The organism is Kitasatospora sp. NPDC053308, assembly GCF_055585785.1.
This window is the reverse complement of sequence record NZ_JBVJJY010000003.1, coordinates 227732-251013: the sequence shown is the minus strand read 5'-3', so window position 1 is coordinate 251013 and position 23282 is coordinate 227732. Positions and strand designations below refer to the sequence as shown.

The 23282-nt window shown below is 76.4% G+C and carries 10 protein-coding genes and 1 pseudogene; 2 read left to right on the top strand and 9 right to left on the bottom strand.

The features are described from left to right. Nucleotides 1-4 precede the first annotated feature (4 nt). From ACZ6Y7_RS09085 to ACZ6Y7_RS09065, 5 genes are all read right to left on the bottom strand, one after another. A complete protein-coding gene (locus tag ACZ6Y7_RS09085) occupies nt 5-1165 on the bottom strand; it encodes an ATP-binding protein (protein WP_465757201.1) in 1161 nt (386 codons plus the stop codon). After that, nucleotides 1162-6318, bottom strand: coding sequence for a hypothetical protein (locus tag ACZ6Y7_RS09080; protein WP_465757200.1), 5157 nt, complete (start codon nt 6316-6318; stop codon nt 1162-1164). The genes ACZ6Y7_RS09085 and ACZ6Y7_RS09080 overlap by 4 nt, the downstream gene beginning before the upstream one ends. Beyond that, nucleotides 6315-7172, bottom strand: a complete 858-nt coding sequence (locus ACZ6Y7_RS09075) for a DUF4132 domain-containing protein (protein WP_465757199.1) — start codon at nt 7170-7172, stop codon at nt 6315-6317. The genes ACZ6Y7_RS09080 and ACZ6Y7_RS09075 overlap by 4 nt, the downstream gene beginning before the upstream one ends. Before the next feature lie 544 nt (nt 7173-7716). Then, entirely contained in the window at nt 7717-8499 is a 783-nt protein-coding gene (locus ACZ6Y7_RS09070) for an ABC transporter ATP-binding protein (RefSeq protein WP_465757198.1), read from the bottom strand. Between the two features lie 26 nt (nt 8500-8525). After that, nucleotides 8526-9572 carry an ABC transporter substrate-binding protein gene (locus ACZ6Y7_RS09065; RefSeq protein WP_465757197.1) on the bottom strand — a complete coding sequence of 349 codons (1047 nt, stop codon included), beginning with the start codon at nt 9570-9572 and terminating at the stop codon, nt 8526-8528. 128 nt (nt 9573-9700) lie between these two features. Between ACZ6Y7_RS09065 and fhuB the strand changes: the two genes are divergently transcribed. Together fhuB and fes are read left to right on the top strand one after the other, a co-directional pair. Next, the gene (gene fhuB, locus ACZ6Y7_RS09060; protein ID WP_465757196.1) at nt 9701-11881 is read left to right on the top strand and encodes a Fe(3+)-hydroxamate ABC transporter permease FhuB; all 2181 of its coding nucleotides are present in this window, start codon (nt 9701-9703) and stop codon (nt 11879-11881) included. A gap of 31 nt (nt 11882-11912) precedes the next feature. Next, on the top strand, nt 11913-13052 hold the full coding sequence (gene fes / locus ACZ6Y7_RS09055; protein WP_465757195.1) for an enterochelin esterase: 1140 nt from the start codon (nt 11913-11915) through the stop codon (nt 13050-13052). A 57-nt stretch (nt 13053-13109) separates the two neighbouring features. On the opposite strand, the pseudogene ACZ6Y7_RS09050 reads toward fes, so the two are convergent. The 4 genes and pseudogenes from ACZ6Y7_RS09050 to ACZ6Y7_RS09035 all read right to left on the bottom strand — a co-directional run. After that, a pseudogene (locus ACZ6Y7_RS09050) lies at nt 13110-13493 on the bottom strand (Uma2 family endonuclease); the annotation flags it as partial. A 232-nt stretch (nt 13494-13725) separates the two neighbouring features. After that, the gene (locus tag ACZ6Y7_RS09045) at nt 13726-15066 is read right to left on the bottom strand and encodes a DHA2 family efflux MFS transporter permease subunit (RefSeq protein WP_465757194.1); all 1341 of its coding nucleotides are present in this window, start codon (nt 15064-15066) and stop codon (nt 13726-13728) included. Between the two features lie 197 nt (nt 15067-15263). Then, nucleotides 15264-15449 carry an MbtH family protein gene (locus ACZ6Y7_RS09040; protein WP_465757193.1) on the bottom strand — a complete coding sequence of 62 codons (186 nt, stop codon included), beginning with the start codon at nt 15447-15449 and terminating at the stop codon, nt 15264-15266. After that, nucleotides 15446-23239 (bottom strand): amino acid adenylation domain-containing protein, encoded by a 7794-nt coding sequence (locus ACZ6Y7_RS09035; RefSeq protein WP_465757192.1) that lies wholly within the window; start codon nt 23237-23239, stop codon nt 15446-15448. The genes ACZ6Y7_RS09040 and ACZ6Y7_RS09035 overlap by 4 nt, the downstream gene beginning before the upstream one ends. Nucleotides 23240-23282: the final 43 nt, after the last annotated feature.

Below are 23282 nucleotides of genomic sequence, written 5' to 3'. Positions count from 1 at the left end.
CGGCTCAGGCCTCCAGTGCCGAGCGGAGGTCCCACAGGGTGCGCCAGGTCGCGGCGCCCTGTTCGGCGCGGCGGCGGACCGGGCCGTCCCAGTAGCCGAGCAGCCGGGCCGCGTCGGCCGGGTCGTCCTTGCGGACCACGCCGAGGAGTTGGCCGGGGAGGCGGCCGAGCAGGTCGCCGCCGTCGGGCAGGTAGGCGGCGGTGACGCCGAGGGCGGTGGCGACGGAGACCGCCTCGGCGGTACTCATCACGGTGGACGGGCGTTCGACGTCCCAGCCCTCGGTGGAGCGGCCGCTGCGCAGGTCGCGGAAGGCGGTGACCAGGGCCTCCAGGACGGCGTCGTCGACCGCGTAGGCCGCGCCGGCCCGGGCGACGGCGACGGTGGACTGGCGGCGGACCAGCTCGACCTCGGCGGCGAGGCTGCCGATCGGGCCGACCGTCTCGAAGTTGAACCGCCGCTTGAGGGCCGCGGACATCTCGCTGACGCCCTTGTCCCGCAGGTTGGCGGTGGCGATCAGGGTGAAGCCGGCCGCGGCGTGCAGCTGCCCGTCCGGGCTGCCGGCCAACTCGGGGACGGCGATGCGCCGTTCGGAGAGCAGCGAGACCAGGGCGTCCTGCACCTCGGGCAGGCAGCGGGTCACCTCCTCGACCCGGGCGACCGCGCCGGTGGTCATCGCGGTGAGCACCGGGGAGGGGACGAGGGCCTCGCGGCTGGGGCCCTTGGCGAGCAGCAGGGCGTAGTTCCAGCCGTACTTGAGCTGGTCCTCGGTGGTGCCGGCGGTGCCCTGGACGGTGAGCGCGCTGGTGCCGCAGACGGCGGCGGCGAGCAGTTCGGAGAGCATCGACTTGGCGGTGCCGGGCTCGCCGACGAGCAGCAGGCCGCGCTCCCCGGCGAGGGTGACGACGCAGCGCTCGACCAGCGCGCGCTCGCCGACGAACTTGGGCTCGATGGCCAGGCTCCTGCGCCCGGCCTTGAGCTTCTCGCCGCCGCTGCCCATCACGAAGGTGACCACGGCGCGCGGGGTGAGGCGCCAGCCGGGCGGGCGCGGTCCGCTGTCATGCGCGGCCAGGAACTCCAGTTCGGCCGCGTACTTCTCCTCGGGCGGGACGATCTGCCGCTCTGCAGTCTTGGGGGCGGTGGTCCCGGGGGCGGTGGTGGTGCTCATCGGCGGGCCTTCCTGCGCTTGCTGGTCTGGAGCTCTTCGTAACCGGGGGTGTCGCCGTCGAGGGTGCGCTGCCAGGCCCGGGCGAACAGCTCGGGGACGGGCAGCTGCGCCAGCACCGGCCGGTGGGTGGGCAGTTCGTACAGGGCGGCCTTCCAGGTCTCGGCCGGCAGGGCCGGGGCCTTGGCCTCCTGCCAGCCGCCGGGCAGGAAGAGTCCGCGGCCGGCCCGGGACCGCTTGGCCTCCAGCACCAGGTCGGTGGCGGCGAGTTCGGCGCGGGCCCGCTTGAGCCGGGCGGGCTTCCAGCCCGTCCAGCGGGCGACGTTGCGGTCGGTGGGGTCGGGCAGGGCGAGCAGTTGGAGGTAGAGCGCGGCCGCGTCCTCGCCGAGGCCGTGGGTGCGGGACACCTCGGCGACCAGCTCGGGGACGGACAGCTGCGGGTTCTGCAGCCAGACGGTGCCCGCGCCGGTGTCGCTGCTGCCGCTCCCCTCCGTCGCCCCGGGCGCCACCGGGACCGACGCCGTGACCGTCACCGCGGCGGCGGAGGCGGCCAGGCGCTCCGGCTCGCCGCGCAGCACGGACGCGATGGCGGCCCGCTCGGGACCGAACCAGTAGGTGTTGGCCAGCCCGCCGATCAGGTCGAGCAGCGGGTCGTCCGGGCCGGTGAGGGCGGCCGGCCGCAGCCAGACCCGCTCGTACGCCTCGTGGCTCGGGGTCAGGACCAGGGCGGGGCCGCAGCGCACCACGCCGTCCGGGTCGGCGCCGCCCTCGGCGGGCAGGCCGAAGTGGGTGCGCAGCACGGGGGCCAGCGGGGTGTTCTTGGTGGTGCCGAGGAGGTCGTAGTCGAGCAGCAGCTCCGGGTCGGCGAGCCGCTCGCGCAGTGCGGTGGCGGCCCGGGGCAGCAGCGCGCGCAGCGGGCTGTCCGCGGGCAGGTGGTAGGCGAGCCAGCGGATGGCGTCGACGGCCTGGGAGAGCGCGCCCGAGTCGGGCAGGGCGGTGACGTCGTCGGCGACCAACCGGGGGGTGCCCTGGGTGTCCTGCCGGATCCGAAAGGCGGTGGTGCGGCTGAGCCACGGGGTGTGGGCCGAGTTGAGCACCGCCTCGATGGCGCCGATGGTGACGCCCTGGACGGTGGTGTGGGCCTCGTCGGGCAGGGTGACGAGCCGTCCGAAGCGTCGGATCCAGGCCTCGGCGCCGGCGGCGAGGTCGGGGCCCTCGGTCCACAGCGTCTTGGGATCGGCGGTGAGCAGGGCGCTCCAGACCTCGGCGACACCGTCGTGGTCGTGTCCGCGCAGCCAGTTCTGGGCGGCCTGGACCTGGGCGGGCTTGAGGCCGTACTCGGCGGGCAGCTCGGTGGCGCCCCAGTCGAGGAGGCCGGAGGGCGGGCTGAGCAGCAGGGTGGCGCGGGCGGTGCCGATGCCGGTGAGTTCGGAGAAGGCGGCGGCCCGGGACGGGTCCCACGGGACGGGCCGGCGGATCGCGACGACCCGGCAGAGCTTGGCGACCCAGGCGGCGGTGACCCGCTCCTCGGTGTCGCGCTCCTCGACGGTGGTGAAGTGCGCGACGGGGCCGAACCGCCCGCTCGGGTCGTGGTCGACGGCGAGCCAGTGCACCGTGCCGTCGTCGAACTGGCGCCGGTGGCCGAGGATGACGACGGTGCGGTCGCCGTGGCGCAGCACCTCGCCCTGGCGGTGGTCGGCGGGGCCGTCGCCCCGGGCGTTCCTGGCGCTCTCGACGGACTCGGCGAGGACGATCTCGCGCAGGGTGGCGCCGCGGTCGGCGAGCGGGCCCTTGGTGAGCTCGGTGAGGAGGAGCGTCAGCGTGGAGCGGGAGGCCGACCGGGTGAGCGGGGCGGCCACGGCGTGCGCCAGCACGTCGACCCGGCCGAGCAGGTGCAGCCAGCCGTGGTAGGCGTCGCCGCCCCGCAGGGTGACGCTCGCCGGGGAGCTCCAGCCCTCGCCGGTCGGGGCGGGCGGGGCGGCCAGGACGGCGGTGACGGCGCGCAGGTTGTTCAGCACCCAGCAGCGGTCGGAGCTGCCCCAGGTGTTGCCGAAGCCGCGGATACCGGGCAGCACCGTGCGGACGGCGTCGCGCAGTTGGTCGTCCCGGCCGTGGTCGGGACGCCATTCGGCGGCCTCCGCCTTGCCGGGGCGCTCGGCCTCCGGCTGCGGGACGAACCGGGCGACCCGGTCCAGCAGGTCGGCGGCGGCGCGGGCGAGCCCGGCGACGCCGGCGAGCAGCAGCGGGTGGGTGATCCCGGGCAGGGCGGTGCCGACCGCCTCGACGGGCAGGGTGTCGCGGGCCTCGCCGCGCTGGGCGAGCGGGCGCCGGACGCCCTGGACCGTCAGCCAGCGCTGCTCGTCCTCCGGGACGGGTTCGGCGTCGACGGGCCAGGCGAGGTCGATCAGGCGGGCGGCGTGCTCGGCCGTCACGCCGCGCAGCACGCGCGATCCGGCTTCGTCGCGGGGCCGCAGGGAGTGCCAGTGGTCGTACGGCGGGACGAGCGCGGTGCCGGCCGCGGAGAGCTCGCCGGACCGGCAGGGGCGCAGGTCGGTGGTGCGGTCGGCGCGGTCGGCGAGGTCGGGCAGGTTGAGCGCGAGGTCCTCGCCGCCCGAGCGGCTGACCACCGGGGCCGCGCCGCCGGGCAGGGCGAGCCGGCCCACGGGGAGGGTGTCGGGCTCGCGGCGTCCGTTCAGCGGCAGGACGATGCGCTGCCCCCCGGCCGTGAAGGTGGTGACGGCGCGGCCGGGGTCGGTGCGGAGCCAGTGGCCGAGCACGGTGCCGTCGGTGCCGAGCGGGGTCTGCTCCAGGCCGGGCTGCAGCGGCAGCAGCCGGGTGGTGCCCGTGGCGAGGCGGCCGGCCTCGGCGGTGGCGGCGATCACGGGCGGCTCGGCGGCTCGGCCCACGGTGCCGGTGGCCGGGTCGAGTTCGCGCAGGACGGGGCCGTCCGGCCCGTGGCGCAGCGTCCAGTAGCCGGTGCCGTCGCCGAGGACCGGGTGCTGGTGCGGCATCCGGGTGTCGCCGGCGTGCAGCGGACGCTCGCCGGTGGTGCGGCCGCCACCGGGCAGCGGGAGGGAGGGCTCGTCCGGGAACCGGTCGCCGTAGTGGTAGCCGGCGATGGCGCGGCCCTCGAGTTCGAAGGTCTCGCCGGGTCGGCCGGACCAGTACGCCGTCTGCTTGTTGCCCTCGTACCAGGCGACGAGGAGTTCGCCGTCGACCAGGCGCAGCCGGGGCCGGTTCCAGCTCTCCGGGAGCTTGGGCACGCGCAGGGTGTGCTCCAGCAGGATGCCCTGCGGGCCGACCACGACGGCGCGGTCGAGGCGGGACAGGATCAGGTGCGGCCAGGCGTCCTCGACGATCAGGCCGCTCAGGCCCCGGGCGCGCAGGCCGGGGGCGGTCACCGGGAGGGCGTCGGCGGCGGGCGGGTCGGCGAGCTTGTCGAGCGCCTCCTCCAGGGCGGGCCAGCCGAGTTCGTCCAGGATGCCGGCGCCGAGGGCGCGGGCGAGCAGGCCGGTGACGTCGAGCGCGGCGATCCGCTCGGCGGCGGCCGGGGCGACCGTGCGGATGGCGGTGCGGTGCTGGGCCAGCGAGCGGACCAGTTCGGCGGCGCCGGCCAGGCCGCGGGCGGCGCCGACCTCCTGGGCGCGGGCCTCGGCCCACTCCGCGAACAGCTCGTTCAGCAGGGGCAGGACGGCTGCGCGGTTCTTCACGGCCGTCTCCCAGGCGGCCGGGGTGGCCTGGCGCAGCAGCGGCCGGTAGCGGGCGTCGGCGGCCACGGAGGCGAGGGCGGGGCTGTCGGGGCCGCACTGCCCGATCCAGTCGCGCAGGTCGAAGCCGGCGCCGGCCGGCGGGTCGGCCACCGGCACACCCGCGGTGAGCAGGAGGTCCAGCAGGTCGATCCGGGTGTGGCTGGCGCGGATGCCGGTGAAGAGGTCCACCGGGACGGCGTCGGCGCGCAGCCGTTCGACCATCCGGCCGGCCAGGGCGAGGGTGGCCGGGCAGCTCGGCCGGGTGCGCCAGCCGCGGCCGAGGTGGTGGCACCAGCGCTGGAGCCAGGCGGCGGCGGGTTCGGCGTCCTCGGCGCGGGGGCCGGTGAGCAGGGTGTCGGCGCCGGTCTCGGCGAGCACCGCCAGCCAGGCGGCGTCCTGCTGGGCGGAGTCGGAGCCGGCGGAGGCCGGGTCGGGCAGCAGCTCCAGCAGGCGGTGCCGGACGCCCGCGTCCCGCTTGCCGAGTTCGACCAGCGCGCCGTGCCAGGACTTCCAGAACGCGGCGGGCGCCCGGTTGACCGCCGGGGAGTCCAACAGCTCGGCGAGCAGGGCGTGTTCGTGTTCGGTGCGGTCCAGCCCGGCGGCCCTGATCAGCGCACGGGCGTCCTCGGCGACCCCGGCGTACGGGGCCATGCCGGCCGCGGAGCGCTCGGTGCACAGCTGGCGGAACCGCTGCCAGGCGGTCAGCGGGTCAAGCCGCTGGGCGAGCTCCTTGACGTACTGGCGCAGGGACTTGACGGTGAGCGCTCCGGCCAGGGCGAACTCCAGGAAGACGGCGCGCAGCCGCTCCTCGTCCACCGTCAGTCCGTACGTGCGCTCGGCCTCGCGGGCCTTGCCGAACCAGGCGGCGGCGTAGGTCTGGTTGCCGTGGCCGAGGAAGATCCGGCCGACCTCCTCGCAGAAGGTGGGCAGGAAGTGCGGGACGGCGCGGCCGAGGCGGGCGGCGAGCGCGTCGAAGCCGTCCTTGGCGGCGCCCGGCTTGGAGGTGGCCTGCCGGGCGAGCCGCTCCATCTCCTTCACCAGGGCGAGCGCGTGGTGGCCGTTGGCCGGGTCGTGGACCAGCGCCCAGGCGGGGAAGCCGAGCGCCTCCTGGCGGACCTGGCCGACCTCGACGGGCTCCTGCTCGGGCGCCAGGCCGAGGAAGTCGAGGGCGAGGTCCTCGGCCCGGCCGAGCGCGCCGGGAACCAGCCGGACGATCCGGCGGCCGTCGAGCGCGGGGTGGCTGTAGCCGCGGGCGGTGAGCACGTCGGCGGCGCTGTCCGGGCGGCCGGCGCCGGGCACGGTGCCGAGCGGCAGCACGGCGCCGGCGTCGAGCAGGGCCTCGGGCGTGGCGGTGGCGGTCGTGGCGGTGCTGCTGCTGGTGGTGGTGTTCGAGCCGGTGGCGGTCATGCGGCGTCCTCCCCTTCGTGCGTGCGGCCGGCGTACAGGGCGGCGGCCATCCGCATGCCCTCGGACCAGGCGACCGGTCCGACCTCGGTGAGCGGCAGCGCCCGGCCGTCGGGCCCCGCCCAGCTGAGCGCGCCGGTCTCGCACGCGTCGTACTCGTAGTAGTCGCCGACCCAGACCCGGGCCTCGACGGTGCGCCCGCCCTCGGTGACCGGCAGGACGGCGGAGCCGCCGCGGACCCGGCAGCCGAGCCGGTTGCAGCGCCCGACCAGCTCGCGCAGCTCGCGGTAGCGGCCGCCGGCGTAGGTGGTGACCTCGGTGCCGCCGGGCAGCTCGGCCGGCCGGTGCCAGACCTCGCGGTAGAGCTGCTGGAGGCGCTGGGAGACGCCGAGTTCGACGGCGAACTCGCGCAGCTCGTCGAGGTCCTCCAGGAGGACCGGGTGGGGTATCAGGACCTCGCCGTCGGTGAGCCGGACGGTGTCGCCCTCGAGGTCGACCAGGCCGAGACCGCGCTCGGCGTCCGCCCCGCGCAGGAAGCCCGCCACCGAACCGTCCGGGGCGGTGACCACCAGGTCGCGCAGCACCGCCTGCCAGGCCTCGTCCGGCCAGACGGCGGTGATCACCGCGGCGGGCACCGGCAGCGAGCGGACCATCCAGCGCTCGACGTCGTCCTGGCAGCCGCGCTCGTGCGCGGCCAGCCACTCGGCGAGCTGCTTGAGCTGGACGACCACCGGGTCGTCACCGAGCTTCGACGGAACGGACTTGAGCGCGCGGCCCGCCGCGTTGCGGCACACCACCCTGCCCTCCCCGTCGAGCGCGACGCGGTACCCACCCGCGCCCGTCTCCACCCATGCCACGGCCGTACTCCTCCCACCGGGGAACCACCCGGGAACCACCTCCCGCCGGCCTGCTGACCAGCGATGCGAGGAACGTAGCGAGGCCCTCTGACAACGAGGAGGCCGGGGGGCGGTGGACGGGGTCCCACGGACCCCAAACCCCTCGAACAGGTGAACCAAGCCGGTCGGGGTGCGAATCGGGAGCGGGGTGCGGATCGGGAGCCGGGTGCGGATCGGGAGCGGATGCGGATCGGGAGCCGGGTGCGGGTCGAACGGGGCCGGACCGGGGCGAGGCCGGCCGGGGCCGGGCCGATCATTCCGAGCCGGGCCGAGTCAGCGTGCGCGGTCATCGCGCCGGCGGGCCCGGGAGGGTGGGCCGGAGGACGCCGTCGTCGCCCGGACGCGGATCACCGCGGCCGTCCGGGGTACCGGTGGCGAGCGGCGGCGTGCCGTCCGGGTCGGCGACGTGTCGGGCCCGTCCCGGCCGTCCGTGCCGAACTCGCGGGCCCTCAGCCGGGATTCGGCAGGACACCGCACCCCACCCGACGGACCCGCCGCCCCGCCGTCACACCACCGGCGCCCGGGGCACGATGAGCGGGGCACCGTCGCCCGGCGCCGTCAGGACGTGGCTGTCGATGTCGTACAGGGCCCGCACCAGCGACGCGTCCACCACCTCGCGCGGCGGCCCGCAGGCCACCACCGCGCCGTCCCGCAGGGCGACCAGCAGGTCCGCGTAGCGGGCGGCCGCCGCCAGGTCGTGCAGCACCATGACCACCGTCCGCCCGCCCGCCGCGACCTGGCGGACCAGCTCCAGCACCTCCACCGCGTGCCCGAGGTCGAGCGCGCTGGTCGGCTCGTCCAGCAGGACGACGGGGGTGTCCTGGGCCAGCACCATGGCGAGCCAGCAGCGCTGGCGCTGGCCGCCGGAGAGCCGGTCCAGCCGGCGGTCGGCGAGTTCCTCGACGCCGGTGGCGCGCAGCGCCTCGGCGGTCAGCCGCTCGTCCTGCGGCGACCACTGCCGGAACAGGCCCTGGTGCGGGTGGCGGCCGTAGCGGACGAGTCCGGTGACGGTGACCGCCTCGGGCGCCTGCGGGCTCTGCGGCAGCAGGGCGATCCGGTGCGCGGCCCGGCGCGGGCGCAGCCGCCACACGTCCTCGCCGCCGACCAGCACCCGCCCGCCGTCCGGCCGGTGCAGTCGGGCGACGGCCCGCAGCAGGGTGGACTTGCCGCAGCCGTTCGGCCCGACCACCGCCACCACCTGCCCGGCCGGGACGGTGAGGTCGATCCCGCCGAGCACCGGGCGCCCCGGGCCGTAGCCGGCGGTGAGCCCCTCGATCGTCAACTCCATGGCCGCTCCCCGGATCCGGCGCCCGCTCAGTGGCCGCCGAGGGCCTTGCCGAGGTCGCCGATGACGACGTCGGCCGCGAGCGGGCCGCCCCGGGTGGACCAGACGGAGCCGTCCACGGTGACGACGTGGTCGTTCTTCACCGCGTTCAGTCCCCGGTAGGCGGGCTTGGACTGGACGTCCTTGAGCGCGGACCTGCCGTCGTCGGTGAGGGTGGACAGGAACAGCCAGTCGCCGTCGATCTCGGAGAGCTTCTCCAGGCTGAGCGCCGGACTGTGGGCGTTGCCGTCCTTGTCCTGGGCGGCCGGGCGGGTGAGGCCCATGTCGAGGGCGACGCCGCTCGCGAACTGCTTCTTCTCCATCCAGCTGGGGCCGGTGGGGTTCCAGCGGACGATGGAGACGGCGGCGCCCTTGTTCCCGGTGAGCTCGCCGCCGGCCTTGGCGGCCTTGGCCTCGTACTCGCCGATCACCTTGTCGGCGGTGTCGAGCTTGTTGACGGCGTTGCCGATGCCCCGGAAGGCGAGCTTCCAGTCGTCGGTGGGCGCCATGGTGACCAGCGTCGCCGGGGTGATCTCGCGCAGCTGCTTGAGCACCTGCTCGTCCTGCATGTCACCGGCCAGGATCAGGTCGGGCTTGGCGGCGATGACCTTGTCCATCACCGGCTGCAGCAGGTTGCCGACCACCGGCACGCCCTGGACCTTGTCCTTCAGGTACGCGGGCGGCTCGTTGAGGCCCTGTCCGTTGGTGATGCCGGCCGGCTTCACGCCGAGGGCGAGCACCGCGTCGAGGTCCTCCTGGGTGAGGGTGACGATCCGCTTGGGCTCGGCCGGGACCTCGACGGCCTTGCCGGTGGCGTCCTTGACGGTCCGCTTGCCGCCGACGCCGCCGCCGGCCCCGCCGTTGCCGGCCCCGCCGCCGGCCACCGCGCCTCCCGACGGGGAGGAGGCGGACGAGGAGGAGCCGGAGGAGCCGGAGGACCCGCAGCCGGCGAGCAGCAGGGCGGCCGCCCCGGTGACGGCGAGCGCCTGGGCCGCGCGGCGGCGGGCGGGGCGGTGCGGGCGGCGGGCGAACGGCATGGGTGCCTCCGGGCAACGGTGGTACGGGAGTTGAGCGACGTCCGGGCAGCGCGGCGGAGCGGGAGTGCCGCGCGGTGCGCTGTGGGGTTCCCCACGGGACGGCTCGATGATTAGGTTAGCCTTACCTTATGACACTGTCGCAAGCGGGCGTCCACGAAGCGTCCCCCGCCCCCGCGCCGGACGCCCCGCCACCGGAGCGGGAGCCGCGCCGGTCCGCGCCCCGGCGGCCCACCTGGCCGCTCGCCCTCGGAGCCGTGGCCCTGCTGCTCGCGCCGACCGCGCTCTCGCTGTCCGTCGGCGCCGGCGAGGTCGGCCCCGCCCGGGTGCTGGACTACCTGCTGAACCGCGACGGCGCCCGCGCCGACGGCCGACTCGCCCTGGTCGTCGGCGACCTGCGACTCCCCCGCACCCTCACCGCCCTGCTGGTCGGATCCGCGCTCGGCGTCGCCGGGGCCCAACTGCAGGCCGTCACCCGCAACCCGCTCGCCGAGACCGGCCTGCTCGGCGTCAACGCCGGCGCCTCCCTGGGCGTCGTCCTCGGCGTCGCCCTCCTCGGCGTGCAGACCTCGTACGGGTACCTCGCCTTCGCCTTCGGCGGCGCGGTGCTCGCCAGCACCCTGGTCCTGCTGATCGCGGGCAGCCGGGGCGGCGGGTCGCCGATGCGCCTGGTGCTCGGCGGCTCCGCCGTCGGCGCGACCTTCGGCGGCCTCACCGGCGTGCTGACCGTCAACTCTCCGGAGGCCTACGACCGTTACCGGGTCTGGGTGCTCGGCTCGCTGTCCGGCGTGGAGGGCTGGGCCGCCCTGGGCCGGCTCGCCCCCGTACTCGGGGCCGGCTTCCTGCTCGCCCTGCTCACCACCCGGCCGCTCACCGCCCTCGCCCTCGGCGACGACCTCGCCCGCGGCCTCGGCCACCGGCCCGGCGCCACCCGGGCCGCCGTCGCCCTCGCCGTCACCCTGCTGACCGCCTCGGCCGTCGCGCTGGCCGGACCGGTCTCCTTCCTCGGCCTGCTCGCCGGCTACCTCGCCCGAGCCGTCGCCGGGCCCCGGGTCGGACGACTCACCCTGCTCGCCGGGCTGTTCGGCGCCGCCGTGCTGACCGGCGCCGACGTCCTGGCCAGGGTGGTCGCCCGACCCTTCGAGGCGCCGGTGTCGGTGATCGTCACCCTGGTCGGCGCCCCCGCGCTGATCGCGATCGTCCGCTCCCGGCGTTCCGCCGCGCTCGCCCTGACCGAGCCCGCCGAGGCCTCCGTCCCGCCCGCACGGCGCGCCGAACCAGCCGCCCCGAAGCCCGAGGTGGCGCTGCGGTGCGGCGCCTGGTCGCTGCTGCTGCCCCGGCGGGCGCTGATCGCCGCCCTCGGCCTCGCCGCCGCGCTGCTCGCCGCCGTCGTGGTCTCCGCGTACGCCGGGCAGGGCGAACTCGGCCTCGGCCGCACCTTCCGGGCCGTGTTCGGCTACGGCGAGCGCCTCGACGTGCTGCTGGTGCGGAAGTTCCGGCTCGGCCGGATCGTCGCCGGGCTCGCCGCCGGAGCCGCGCTCGGCCTGGCCGGCTGCCTCACCCAGACCCTCGCCCGCAACCGGCTCGCCACCCCCGAACTGCTCGGCGTCAACGACGGCGCGACCGCCGCCGTGCTGATCTCCGCCACCGTCTCCGGCACCTTCGGCGCCTGGTGGGCCGGGCCGCTCGGCGCGCTCGCCGCCGTACTGGCCGTCACCCTCGCCTCCGGCGGGCTCGGCGCCCGCGGCCACCGGGTGCTGGTCGTCGGCCTGGCGATGTCCGCGCTCGCCTCCGCGGTCGTCCAGGTCGCGCTGGCCCGCCGCTCGCTCAACGCGGCGGGTTCGCTGTACGTCTGGACCTCCGGCAGCCTCAACGGACGGGACCACGCCGTCGCCACACCCGTCCTGGTCGGGCTGGCCGTGCTGGTGCCGCTCGCCCTGGGCGTCGCCCGGCGCCTGGCGGTGCTGCGCTTCGACGACGACGTCGCCTCCGCCCTCGGCGTCAGCCCCGGTCGGGTCCGGCTCGCCTGCCTGCTGCTCGCGGTCGCGCTCGCCGGACTGGCGGTCGGCGTCTGCGGGCCGGTCGGCTTCGTGGCGCTGGCCGCGCCGGTGATCGCCGGACGGCTGGCCGGGCCGGCCCGCGTGCCGGTCCTCGGCTCGGCCCTGGCCGGCGCCCTGCTCGTCGTCCTCGCGGACACCCTCGGACGGGTGCTGATCGGCGGGGTGGAGATCCCCGTCGGCATCGTCACCACCGTCCTCGGCGGCCCCTTCCTGCTCTGGGTACTGCTCGGCCGCAAGGGCAGCACCCCGTAAGCCCCTTGGAGTCATCGCTGTGGAGAACCCCGTGGAAACCGCTCCCGTCGTCGCGCCGGATCCCGACGACCCCGCCTACCGCCTGGTCACCCTCACCCACCGCGGCGAGGAGTGCGACGGCGTCCTCGCCCTGCTGCACACCGTGACGGACAAGGACCGCCACTCCGGCGACCTGACGCCGCACCTGATGGTGCGCCGGCCCGACGGCGCGTGGTCGATCACCTACCGGCTGCGCGCCGACCACCGGGCCTCGTACCAGCTCTACCCGTTCCGCGGGCAGGCCCCCGGCACCGGCCGCCCCGACTGGGTGCGCGTCCTCGACCACGCCCGCCCCGACCCGTACGACACCGAACCCCGGCTGCCCGCCCGCGACGGCCGGCACCCCGCCTCCGTGCTCAGCCTCCCCGAGGCGCCCGCGCAGCCGTACGTCCGGCGGCGGCAGCACGTGCCGCGCGGCCGGACGGTGCCGCACACCGTCGCCGGGCGGCGGGTGGACGTCCACCTCCCGGCGGGGCACGGGGACGGCTCCGGCCCGTACCCGGTCGCGGTGCTGCTCGACGGCGAGATGTGGGGCGAGGTGCTGTCCGTCGGCGACACCCTCGACAACCTCACCGCCGACGGCGCGATCCCGCCCACCGTGGCGCTGCTCGTCCACACCATGGGCCCCGGACGGCCCGACGACCTCAGCTGCAACCCGGCCTTCGTCGACCTCCTCGCCGACCGGCTCCTCCCCTGGGCCGCACGGGAGTTCGACGCGACCACCGACCCGGCCGGCACCGTCCTCGCGGGCCAGAGCGCGGGCGGACTCACCGCCGCCTACGCCGCCTACCGGCGCCCCGAACGCTTCGGCAACGCGCTCTGCCAGTCCGGCTCCTTCTGGTGGCCGGACGAGACCGAGTTCGACGAGGGCAGCGAATGGCTGACCCGCCGGTTCGCCACCGGCAAGCGGCGCCCGGCCCGCTTCTACGTCGAGGTCGGACTGCAGGAGTGGATGCTGCTCACCCAGAACCGGCACCTGCGGGACGTCCTGCGGGCGCGCGGCTACGACCTCGCCTACCGCGAGTTCAACGGCGGCCACGACTACGCCTGCTGGCGCGGCGGCCTGGCCGACGGACTCGCCCACCTGCTCGGAACGCCGGCCTCGACGGCCGCACCCGCCGGGGCGGGGTAGCGCGGACCGGCCCGCCCCGCCGGCCACCGAGGCCCGCCCGGCGAAGGCGGGCCCGGCTCAGTCCCGGTAGGGCACCAGCCGGGCCAGGTCCAGCTCGAAGCCGAACGGCTCGGGGATGCGGATGGTCTCGCCGAACTCCCGTTCCGTCCGGGTGTGGTAGCGGTCGCGGTTCGGCTCGGAGAACAGCGTCACGGTCTTCTGCCGCGGATCCACGACCAGGTAGAGCGGGAAGCCCATCCGCGGGTAGTCGCGGACCTTTCCGGTCCAGTCGTTGTCGGGATCGGAGGGCGAGACGATCTCGACCGCGATCAACGCCAGTTCGGCGGGAATCTCCCGACCCAGCTCGATCACGTCGTCGGGCAGGTACGTGAGGTCGGGATTCCGGACGGAACCGACCTCCGGCGAGGAGAGGTCGCTGTTCCCGGTCGGGAAGTAGCCGGCCGGGCAGTGCGCCTCGAACTGGCGCTGGACGAGCGCAAGGTTGAGCTGGTGATCGGCCCCGGCCGCGCCTGCAGGACGATCAGCTCGCCCGCCAGCTCGGCCTTGAAGCCGTCCGGGAGGCGGCGCCGCGCCTCATCGAGCAGGCGGAAGCGCTCAGGGTTCATGCGGACTCCTCCGGTGCTCCGACCACCGTACGGCAGCCTGGGCAGCGGAGGAGGGATCCGCAAGGTGGTCAGTCCTCCGGGGGCGGGGCCGGGGGGCTGGTGGGGAGGCGGGCGGCGAGGAGGGTGGCGGCGGCGACCAGGGCGGCGGTGAGGAGGAGGGCGAGGCAGTAGGGGGTGGTGCCGGAGTCGGTGGGGAGGGCGGCGACGAGGGCGGCGGTGGCGGCGATGCCGAGGGCGCCGCCGAGGGTGCGCAGGATGGTGAACAGGCCCATCGCACGGCCCATCGCGGGTGGGGGGAGGTCGGCGAAGCCGGCGATCTGGACGGTGAGGACGGCGGTGCCCAGGATGAGGCCGACGCCGAACATCAGGGCCCGGACCAGCCACGGGTTCTCCGCGCAGCCGAGTGCGGCGAGGACCGCGGCGGCGAGCAGCAGGCCTGGCAGGGCGAGGCGGCGGGGTCCGAGACGGGGCAGCAGGCGGTCCACCACCTGGGAGGCGGCCATCAGGCCGATCGCCTCCGGGAAGACGCTCAGTCCGGCGTCGAGGGCCGAGGCGCCGAGCGCGGCCTGGTGGAGCAGCGGCAGGGCGAACAGCGCGCCCATCAGTCCGGCCGAGGTGAGCAGGGCCGCCCAGCTCGCCGCCCCGAAGGTCCGGTCGGCGAGCAGCCGTAGGTCCACCAGCGGTTCGTCGGAGCGGAGTTGGTGCCGGACGGCGGCGCCCAGCAGGCTCAGGCCGGCGACACCGGCGATCGCCACTCCCGGGGACGACCAGCCGTGCGCCGGGCCGAAGCCGAGGGCGTAGGTCAGCAGGCCGAGTCCGGGGGTGGCGAGCAGGAAGCCGGTGGTGTCGAAGCGGCCGGCCGGGGGTTCCTCCGCGCCGCCGCCCAGGCGGAGCAGACCGAGCGTGACGGCGGCCACCCCGATCGGCACGTTCACCAGGAACAGCCAGTGCCAGGAGAGGTGTTCGGTGAGGAACCCGCCGAGCGGCGGCCCGAGGGCGGGCATCAGGGCGGTCGGGACGATCAGGATCCGGCCCAGGCCGGCCCGCTCGTGCGGGGCGAACGCCCGGAACAGCAGGGTCATCCCGACCGGGGTGAGCAGTCCGCCCGCCACGCCTTGGACGGCGCGGGCGAGCGCCAGCGGGCCGAGGCCGGGTGCGGCGGCGCACAGCGCGGAGGCGAGGGTGAAGGCGCTCAGCGCGCCGAGGAACACCCGCTTGACGCCGTACCGGTCGCCCAGCCAGCCCGCCACCGGCAGGCCGAGGGCGAGGCCGACCAGGAAGGCGGTCTCCACCGCGTTGGCCGCCGAGACCGGCCGGCCGAAGTCCTCGGCGATGCTGAACAGCGCGGGGTTGACGATGGTCGAGTCCAGGCCGTTCATGCACATCGCGGCCGTGTAGACCGCCACCACGGCGGCGCGCCCCCCGAGCGGGGGGCGCGCCGGAGCCTGGACGTCGGGGACCGCAGCGACAGACCCCTGGGCACCGGCGGACCGGGCGTCGGGGACCTGGGCGCCGGGAGCTTGGGCGTCGTGAGCCCGGGCGTCGGGAACCCGGGCGTCGGGAACCCGGGCGCCGGGAGCTTGAGCGTCCTCGGCCTCGGGAGGGGTCACAGGGCGGTCCAGTGCGTGCTGATCCACTCCAGCGCCGCCGCCCGTCCGCAGGGGCCGTGGGCGACGTCCCAGCCGGCCGGGACGGCGGCGAAGGCGGGCCACAGGGAGTGCTGCCCCTCGGGGTTGACGAGGGCGAGGAAGTCGCCGTCGGCGTCGAAGGGGTTGGCGGGGGCGTCACTCATCGGTGGTCCTCTCCATCGTCGGTCGTCGTCAGGTGGTCGGCGATCACGCGCGCGATGTGCGCGATCGGGGCGGGCAGGGTCATGTCCTTGTGGGAGCAGGCCACGTCGGTCGCGGCGATCCGCCCGGACACGTACGGGGTCCACAGCGCGGGCACCAGGGTGTCGTCGACGGTCTCGACCGTGGCGCGGAAGAACAGCACGTCGCCCTCGAAACGGCGGTGGTCGTAGCCGCGCACCAGGTGGTTGGTGTGGAGGTAGATCCGGTTGAGCGCGGCCACCGTGGCGTCGTCGAGTCCGGCGAGCGGGCTGCCCTCGCGGCGCAACAGCTCGGTGACGGCTTCGAGTTCGAGCGGCCGGCCGGCGAGGTCGGCCGGCCCGAGGCCGCCCATGGTGAGCAGCGCCTCCAGGGCCTCGGCCTGGTCGGGGACGGGCAGGCCGCGGAAGCCCTCGGCCGGGTAGGCGTCCAGGATGGCGAGCAACTCGACCGCCTGGCCGAGCTCCTGGAGCCGGACCGCGACCGCGTGGGCGATGATTCCGCCGGTGGACCAGCCGAGCAGCCGGTAGGGCCCCTCGGGCTGGACCTCGCGCAACCGGTCGACGTAGTGCGCGGCCAGCTCCTCCAGGGTGCGGGGCAGCGGCTCGGCGGCGGTGGCCGCCCCGACGCCCTGGGCCTGCAGGCCGTAGATCGGCACGCCCCCGGGCAGGTGGCGGATCAGCCCGGTGTAGCACCAGCTGAGGCCGCCGGCCGGGTGGACGGCGAACAGCGGGCGCTGCCGTCCGGGGGCCGCGGGCCGCAACGGGAGCAGCACGTCCAGGGCGTCGGTGTCCTCCGCTCCGGCCGCGAGCGCGGCGTCGAGGGCGGCCACGGTGGGCGCCTGGAAGAGCGTGCCGATGCCGACCTCCCGTCCGAGCACCTCGCGGATCCGCCCGGCGAGGCGCACGACCAGCAGCGAGTGCCCACCGAGGGCGAAGAAGTCGTCCTCCACACCGACCTCGGCCACGCCCAGGACCTCGCCGAACAGAGCGCAGAGCTGCTGCTCGCGCGGGGTGCGCGGCGGGCGCCCGGCGGCGCGGGCCGGCGCCTCGGGGGCGGGCAGGGCCCGGCGGTCCAGCTTGCCGTTGGCGGTCAGCGGCAGGCGGTCGAGCAGGACGACGGCGGACGGCACCATGTGGACGGGCAGTTCGGCCGCGGCGTGGGCGCGCAGCTCCTCGGGCGTGAGGCTCCCGGGGTGCCGACCGGCGCCGCCTTCGGCGCCGTTGTCGCCGTCGTCGTCGTTGTCGCCGTCGTTGTCGTTGTCGTGGTCGTGGTCGTTGTCGGCAGCAGCAGCAGCAGCGGCAGCGGCAGGGGCAGGGGCAGGGGCAGGGGCAGCAGCCACCGCGTAGCCGACCAGTCGCTTGTCGCCGGGCGCGTCCTCGCGGACGATCACCGCCGCGTCGGCGACGCCCGGGTGGGCCGCCAACACGGCCTCGATCTCGCCGAGTTCGATCCGGAAGCCGCGCAGCTTGACCTGCTGGTCGGCGCGGCCGACGTACTCCAGGACGCCGTCCGCGCGGCGCCGGGCGAGGTCGCCGGAGCGGTACATCCGGGTGCCGCGTTCACCGAACAGTCCGGCGTACGGGTCGGCGACGAAGCGGGTCGCGGTGAGGCCGGGCCGGCCGAGGTAGCCGCGGGCGAGGCCCGCCCCGGCCACGTACATCTCGCCGGTGACGCCGGGCGGGACGGGCTGCAGGTGCTGGTCGAGCACGTAGACCCGCAGGTCGGGGATGGTGACGCCGATGGTGCTGCTGCTCCCTGCGGCGGCGCTCGCCCGGTCGAGGGCGACGTACGAGACGTGCACGGTGGTCTCGGTGATGCCGTACATGTTGACCAGGGTCGGCGCGTCCTCGGCGTGCCGGGAGTACCAGTCGTCCAACCGGCCGAGTTCGAGCGCCTCGCCGCCGAACACCACGTAGCGCAGGGCGAGTTCGCGTCCGGGGCGGTCCCGGTCGGCGGCGCTGAGCTGGTAGAACGCGGACGGCGTCTGGTTGAGCACGGAGACGCGCTCGCGGGCGAGCAGGTCGAGGAAGGCGGCCGGGTCGCGGCTGACCAGATGCGGGACGACCACCAGCCGGCCGCCGTGCAGCAGGGCGCCCCACAGCTCCCAGACGGAGAAGTCGAAGGCGTAGGAGTGGAAGAGCGTCCAGACGTCGTCGGCGCCGAAGCCGAACCAGTGGTCGGTGGCGGTGAACAGCCGGACCACGTTCCGGTGGGTGACGGGCACGCCCTTGGGGCGGCCGGTGGAGCCGGAGGTGTAGATGACGTACGCGGTGTCCTCGGCCCGCAGCGGGCGGGTGCGCTCGTGCGGGGCGAGCGGGACGGCCGGGTACCGTTCGGCCTCCGGTCCGTCGACGAGGATCCGGGGCACCTCGTGGGCGGGCAGCCGGGCCGCGGTGGCGCGGTCGGTGAGCACGGCGGCCGGGGCGGCGTCGGCCAGCATGTAGGCGAGGCGGTCCGCCGGGTAGTCGGGATCGAGCGGCAGGTAGGCGGCGCCGGACTCGGTCACCGCCAGCAGGGCGACCACGAGGTCGAGCGAGCGGGGCAGGGCGAGGGCGACGATCGTGCCGGGGCCGATGCCGCCGGCGACCAGCAGCCGGGCCAAGCGGTCGGCTCGGGCCGCGAGTTCGGTGTAGTCGAGCTGCTCGTCCTGGTAACTGACGGCGACGGCGGCCGGGTTGGCCGCGGCAGCGGCCCGGAACAGCTCGGACAGGGTGGCGGACTCGGCGTCGGCCGTGGCGGACGGGCCGGGCGCCGGGGTCCCGGTGTTCCAGGTGACCAGGGCCCGGCGCCGCTCCTCCTCGCCGATCAGCGGGAGCCGCCCGATCGGGGTGTCGGGGGCGGTGGCGGCGGCGGTGAGCAGCCGGGCCAGGCGTTCGGCGAGCGCCGCGACGGTGGCGGCGTCGAAGAGGTCGGTGCGGTACTCCAGGAAGCCGCCGATGCCGCCGCCGGGCAGCTCGCCCGCGTTGAGGGTGAGGTCGAACTTGGCGGTCCCGGTGGGGACGGCGGTGACCTCGGCGGTGAGGCCGCCGCCCAGTGCGAGGGGCTCGTCCGGGCGGCTCTGCCAGGCGAGCATCACCTGGAACAACGGGTGCCGGGCGAGGGAGCGATCCGGGTTGAGCTCCTCGACCAGGCGGTCGAAGGGCAGGTCGGCGTGCTCGTGGGCGCCGAGGACGGCGGCGCGCACCCGGGCCAGCAGCTCGCGGAAGGTCGGCTCGCCCGCGGGGGCGTCCCCGGCGGAGCGGGCCGACGTGTCGATGCGCAGGACCACCGAGTTGACGAAGTAGCCCACCAGCGCGGCGGTTTCCTCGTCCTCGCGCCCGGCCACCGGCGTGCCGACGGGGATGTCGGTACCGCACCCGTGCCGGGTGAGCAGCGCGGCGAGGCCGGACAGGACGGCCATGAAGACGGTGCCGCCGGCGGCCCCGGCGAGTGCGGCGAGGGCGCGGTGGGCGGTGGCGTCGAGGGCGAAGGGCACGGTGGCGCCCCGGTGGCCGGCGACGGCCGGGCGGGGGCGGTCGGTGGGCAGCTCCAGCCGGTCGGGCAGTCCGGCGAGCGCGGTGCGCCAGTACTGCGTCTGCCGGACGGCGAGCGGGGTGGGTGCGTCGGCGGTGCCGAGGCGCCGGTGCTGCCGGGCCGCGTGGTCGGCGAACTGGTAGGGGAGTGCGGGGAGTTCGGGCACGCGGCCGGCGATCCGGGCGGTGTAGGCGGCGGCCAGGTCGCGGACCAGGGGGGTGGTGGAGGCCCCGTCGCCGGCGATGTGGTGCAGCAGCAGGAGCAGGGTGTGCCGGTGCGGGCCGGTGGAGAACAGCGTGGCCCGCAGCGGCGGTTCGACGGTCAGCTCGAAGGCGTGGCGGACGGCCTCGGTCGCCTCTCCCGAACCCTGGTGGAGTTCGATCGGCCCTGCGGGCAGGATCCGCTGGTACGGCGTGCCGTCCGACTCCTCCCCGTAGACGGTGCGCAGGACCTCGTGGCGGGCGACGAGGTCGCCGAGGGCGAGGGCGAGGGCGTGCCGGTCGAGCGGGCCGGTGAGGGTGAGGGCGAGCGGGATGTTGTAGGTGGGGGTGGGGCCTTCGAGGCGGTGCAGGAACCAGAGGCCGCGCTGGGCGGGCGAGAGCGGCATCCGCTCGGCGCGCGGAACGGGCGCGAGGGCGGTGGCGGGAGGGGCGGGGGTGCCGGTCTCGTCGGCGCCGGTGCCGGTGCCGGCGCACTGCGTGCCGACGAGGAGCCCGTCGCGCAACCCGTCGAGCGGGGCCTCGCGCAGCTCGTCGAACGGGGCGTCGCGCAGCCCGTCGAGCAGACGGGCGAGGCCGGCCGGCGTCGGGTGGCGGAACACGTCGGCGAACCCGACCGGGGCGGCGAAGGTCTGGCGCAGCCGGGCGGCCAGCCGGCCGGCGAGCAGCGAGTGACCGCCGAGGTCGAAGAAGGAGGCGTCCCGGCCGGGGGCCCGCGGCAGGCCGAGGACGTCGGCGAACAGCCCGCAGACCAGCTCCTCCCGGGGCGTGGCCGCGGCGGCCCCCTCGGCGGTGGCGGCCGGCTCGGGCAGGGCGCGGTGGTCGAGCTTGTCGTGGGCCGTGCGGGGAAGGGCGTCCAGCAGCAGCACGGCCGCCGGGACCATGTGCGCGGGCAGCCGCGCGGCGAGCGCCTCGCGCAGCCCGGCCGGGTCCGGAGTGCCGCCGGGCGCGGGGACGGCGTAACCGAGCAGGCGGGTGCCCTGCGGACCGGGGCGGGCGATCACCACGGCCTGGGCGACGCCGGGCAGTTCGGCCAGCACGGCGGCGGTCTCGCCGGGTTCGACCCGGAAGCCGCGGATCTTCACCTGGTCGTCGACGCGGCCGAGGAACTCCAGGGTGCCTCCCCCGGCCTCCGCCCGGGGGCACCCCGACGGGCGGCGGCGGGCGAGGTCGCCGGTGCGGTACATCCGGCTGCCGGGCGGCCCGAAGGGGTCGGCGACGAAGCGTTCGGCGGTGAGGTCGGGGCGGCCGAGGTAGCCGCGGGCCAAACAGGCGCCGGCGACGTACAGTTCGCCGGTCACGCCGTCGGGCACGGGGCGCAGCGAGCCGTCCAGGACGTAGGCGCGGGAGCCGCGCACCACCCGGCCGGCCGGGGCACCGTCCGGGCCCGGGGTCCAGGCGTAGGCGTCGACCGTGGTCTCGGTCGGGCCGTAGAGGTCGACGGGGTGCAGGCCGGGGACGGCGGTCAGGCGCTGCCAGAGGGCGGGCGGGGTGGCCTCGCCGCCGACCACGAGGACGGACGGGCGGTGCCGGCCTTCGTCCAGGATCCCCTCGGCGATGAGGACGTCGAGGTAGGAGGGGGTGAGGTCGAGGTAGTCGATGCGCTCGCGGTCGAGGTGGGCGGCCAGCGCGGCCGGGTCGCGGTAGGTGGCGTCGTCCAGCAGGTGCAGCTCATGGCCGTGGACCATCCAGAGCACCGGGTCCCAGGAGGCGTCGAAGGCGAACGAGGCGCTGTGGGCGACGCGCAGGCGCTCGCGGCCGGTGCGCCGCACGGCGGGGGCGATGTGGTCCTCGGCGAGGCCGGCGTGCAGGTTGGCCAGCGAGGCGTGGGTGACCACGACGCCCTTGGGGCGGCCGGTGGAGCCGGAGGTGTGCAACACGTAGGCGGGGTGGTGGAGTTGCGGTGCGGGCGGGGCGGTCGGCGACTCAGCTTCGGCCGGGTCCTCCCGTGCGGCCGGGTCCTCCCGTGCGGCCGGGTCCTCCCGTGCGGCCGGGTCCTTGGCTTCGGCCGGGTCCTCCCGTGCGGCCGGGTCCTTCGCTTCGGCCCGGTCCTTCGCTTCGGCCGCGCCCGGTGGCACGGTGGGCAGGCCGGCGAGCAGCTCCGCGGGCAGGTCGAGGGCGGCGAGGGCGTCGGGGGCGCCGATCGCGCAGACCGGGCGGGCGTCGGCCAGGACGGCGGCGAGCCGCTGCCCGGGGTGGGTGAGGTCGAGCGAGACGCAGGCGCCCCCGGCCTTGAGCACGGCGAGCATCGCGACCAGCGTGTCCGTGCCGCGCGGCAGGGCGATCGCGACCGGCGCGCCGTCCCGTACGCCGAGCGCGGTCAACCGGTGGGCGAGGCGGTTCGCGGCGGTGTCGAGCCGCCCGTACGTCAGGGCGCTCGTGCCGCAGCGGACGGCGACGGCCCGCGGGGTGCGGGCCGCCTGGGCGGCGAACAGCTCGGGCACCGTCCGCTCGACCGGCGGTTCGGTGCGACCGGCGGTGGCCCGGCGCAGGCCGTCCGCGTCCAGCAGCTCGATCCGGGCGATCGGCGTCGTCGGGGCGGTGAGCAGCAGCTCGACGAGGGCGTCGAGGTAGCGCACCAGACCGTCGCGGTGGGCGGCGAGGGAGGCGGCGCCGTAGCGGGTCGGGTCGGCGTCGACGACCAGGCGCAGCGCGCCGTCCGGGCCGGGCGAGACGTTCAGGGCGAGGTCGTCGACCGGTCCGGCGGCGAGGTTGCGGACGGTGCCGGGCAGACCGGCCAGGTCGAGATCTCCCTCGAAGGCCTTGATGTTGACCATCGGGCCGAACAGGGCGCGGCGGTCGCCGGTGCGGCCCAGGTCGCGGCGCAGGTCCTCCAGCGGGTAGCGCTGGTGGCGGCGCACGGCGCGCAGCTCGCGGACCACCCGGCGCAGCAGCGCCTCCGCGCTGTCGGCGGGGCGGACGGCCAGGCGCAGCGGCAGAACGTTGACGGTGGCGACGGGGGTGCGCAGCGCGGCCGGGCCGCGGCGGTTGGCGAGCGGCAAGCCGAGGACGACGTCCGGGCTGCCGGACAGCCGGTGCACGTAACCGGCGGTGGCGGCGAGGAGCAGTTCGGCCCAGGTGGCGCGGACGGCGTCGGCGGCGCGCTCCAGGCGGTCGCGGGTACCGGCGGGAAGGTCGGCGGTGAGGCGCAGCGGGGCCGGGTGGGCTTCGCCGGCGGGGGCACCCGGGGTGCCGGGGACGGCGGACGGGATGGCCGGGGTGCCGCCGAGGGCGGACGGGGCGGCCGGGGTGCCGGGGACGGCGGACGGGATGGCCGGCAGGGTCGCCGGGGTGGCGGCGTCGGCCATCCGGGCGGACCAGTGGGCGCGGTCCGCCCGGTACTCCTCCCCCGCGCGGTACGCGGCCTCCTCGGCGGCGACCTCGGCGAGGTCGGCGAACGGGTTCGGGGTCGGCTCGGTGCCGGTGGCGTGCACGCGGTACAGCTCGGCGACCCGCTCGCCGAGGAGGGTCAACGCGTAGGCGTCGACGGCGAGATGGTGGATCCGCCGGTACCAGATCCACCGCTCGTCGGCGAGCCGGATGAGCGCGTGGGTGAACAGCGGGCCCTCGGCGAGGTCGGCCGGACGGGCGAGGTCGGCGCGCATCCAGGCCTCGGCCTCCGCCATCGCGCCGGCCTCGGAGGCGGGCTCGGAGGCGGGCTCGGCCCGGAGGTCCAGGCGGTGCAGCGGCCACGCGCGGTCGGGCCTCAACCGCTGCCGGGGCGCGCCGTCCGGGCCGGTGACGACGACCGCGCCGAGCGCCTGCGCCTCCGCCACGGCCTGCCGCAGCGCCCGCTCGAACCGCTCGTCGTCGAGTGGACCGGTGATCTCGACGGCGTCGCCGGTGTTGTAGACCGGGCTCGCGGGTTCGAGGGCCTGCGCGTACCAGATGGCGGCCTGGGCGGCGAGCAGCGGGATGTCGCCTTCGGGGCGGTCGACGGCGGGAGTTCCGCCCTTCGGGAGGTCGCCGGTCGGAAGGTCGCCGGTCGGAAGGTCGCCAGTCTGGGTCTCGGCGGCGGGCATGGTTCGGAGAACTCCTCGGGGATCCGGGCGACATATTTAGGTT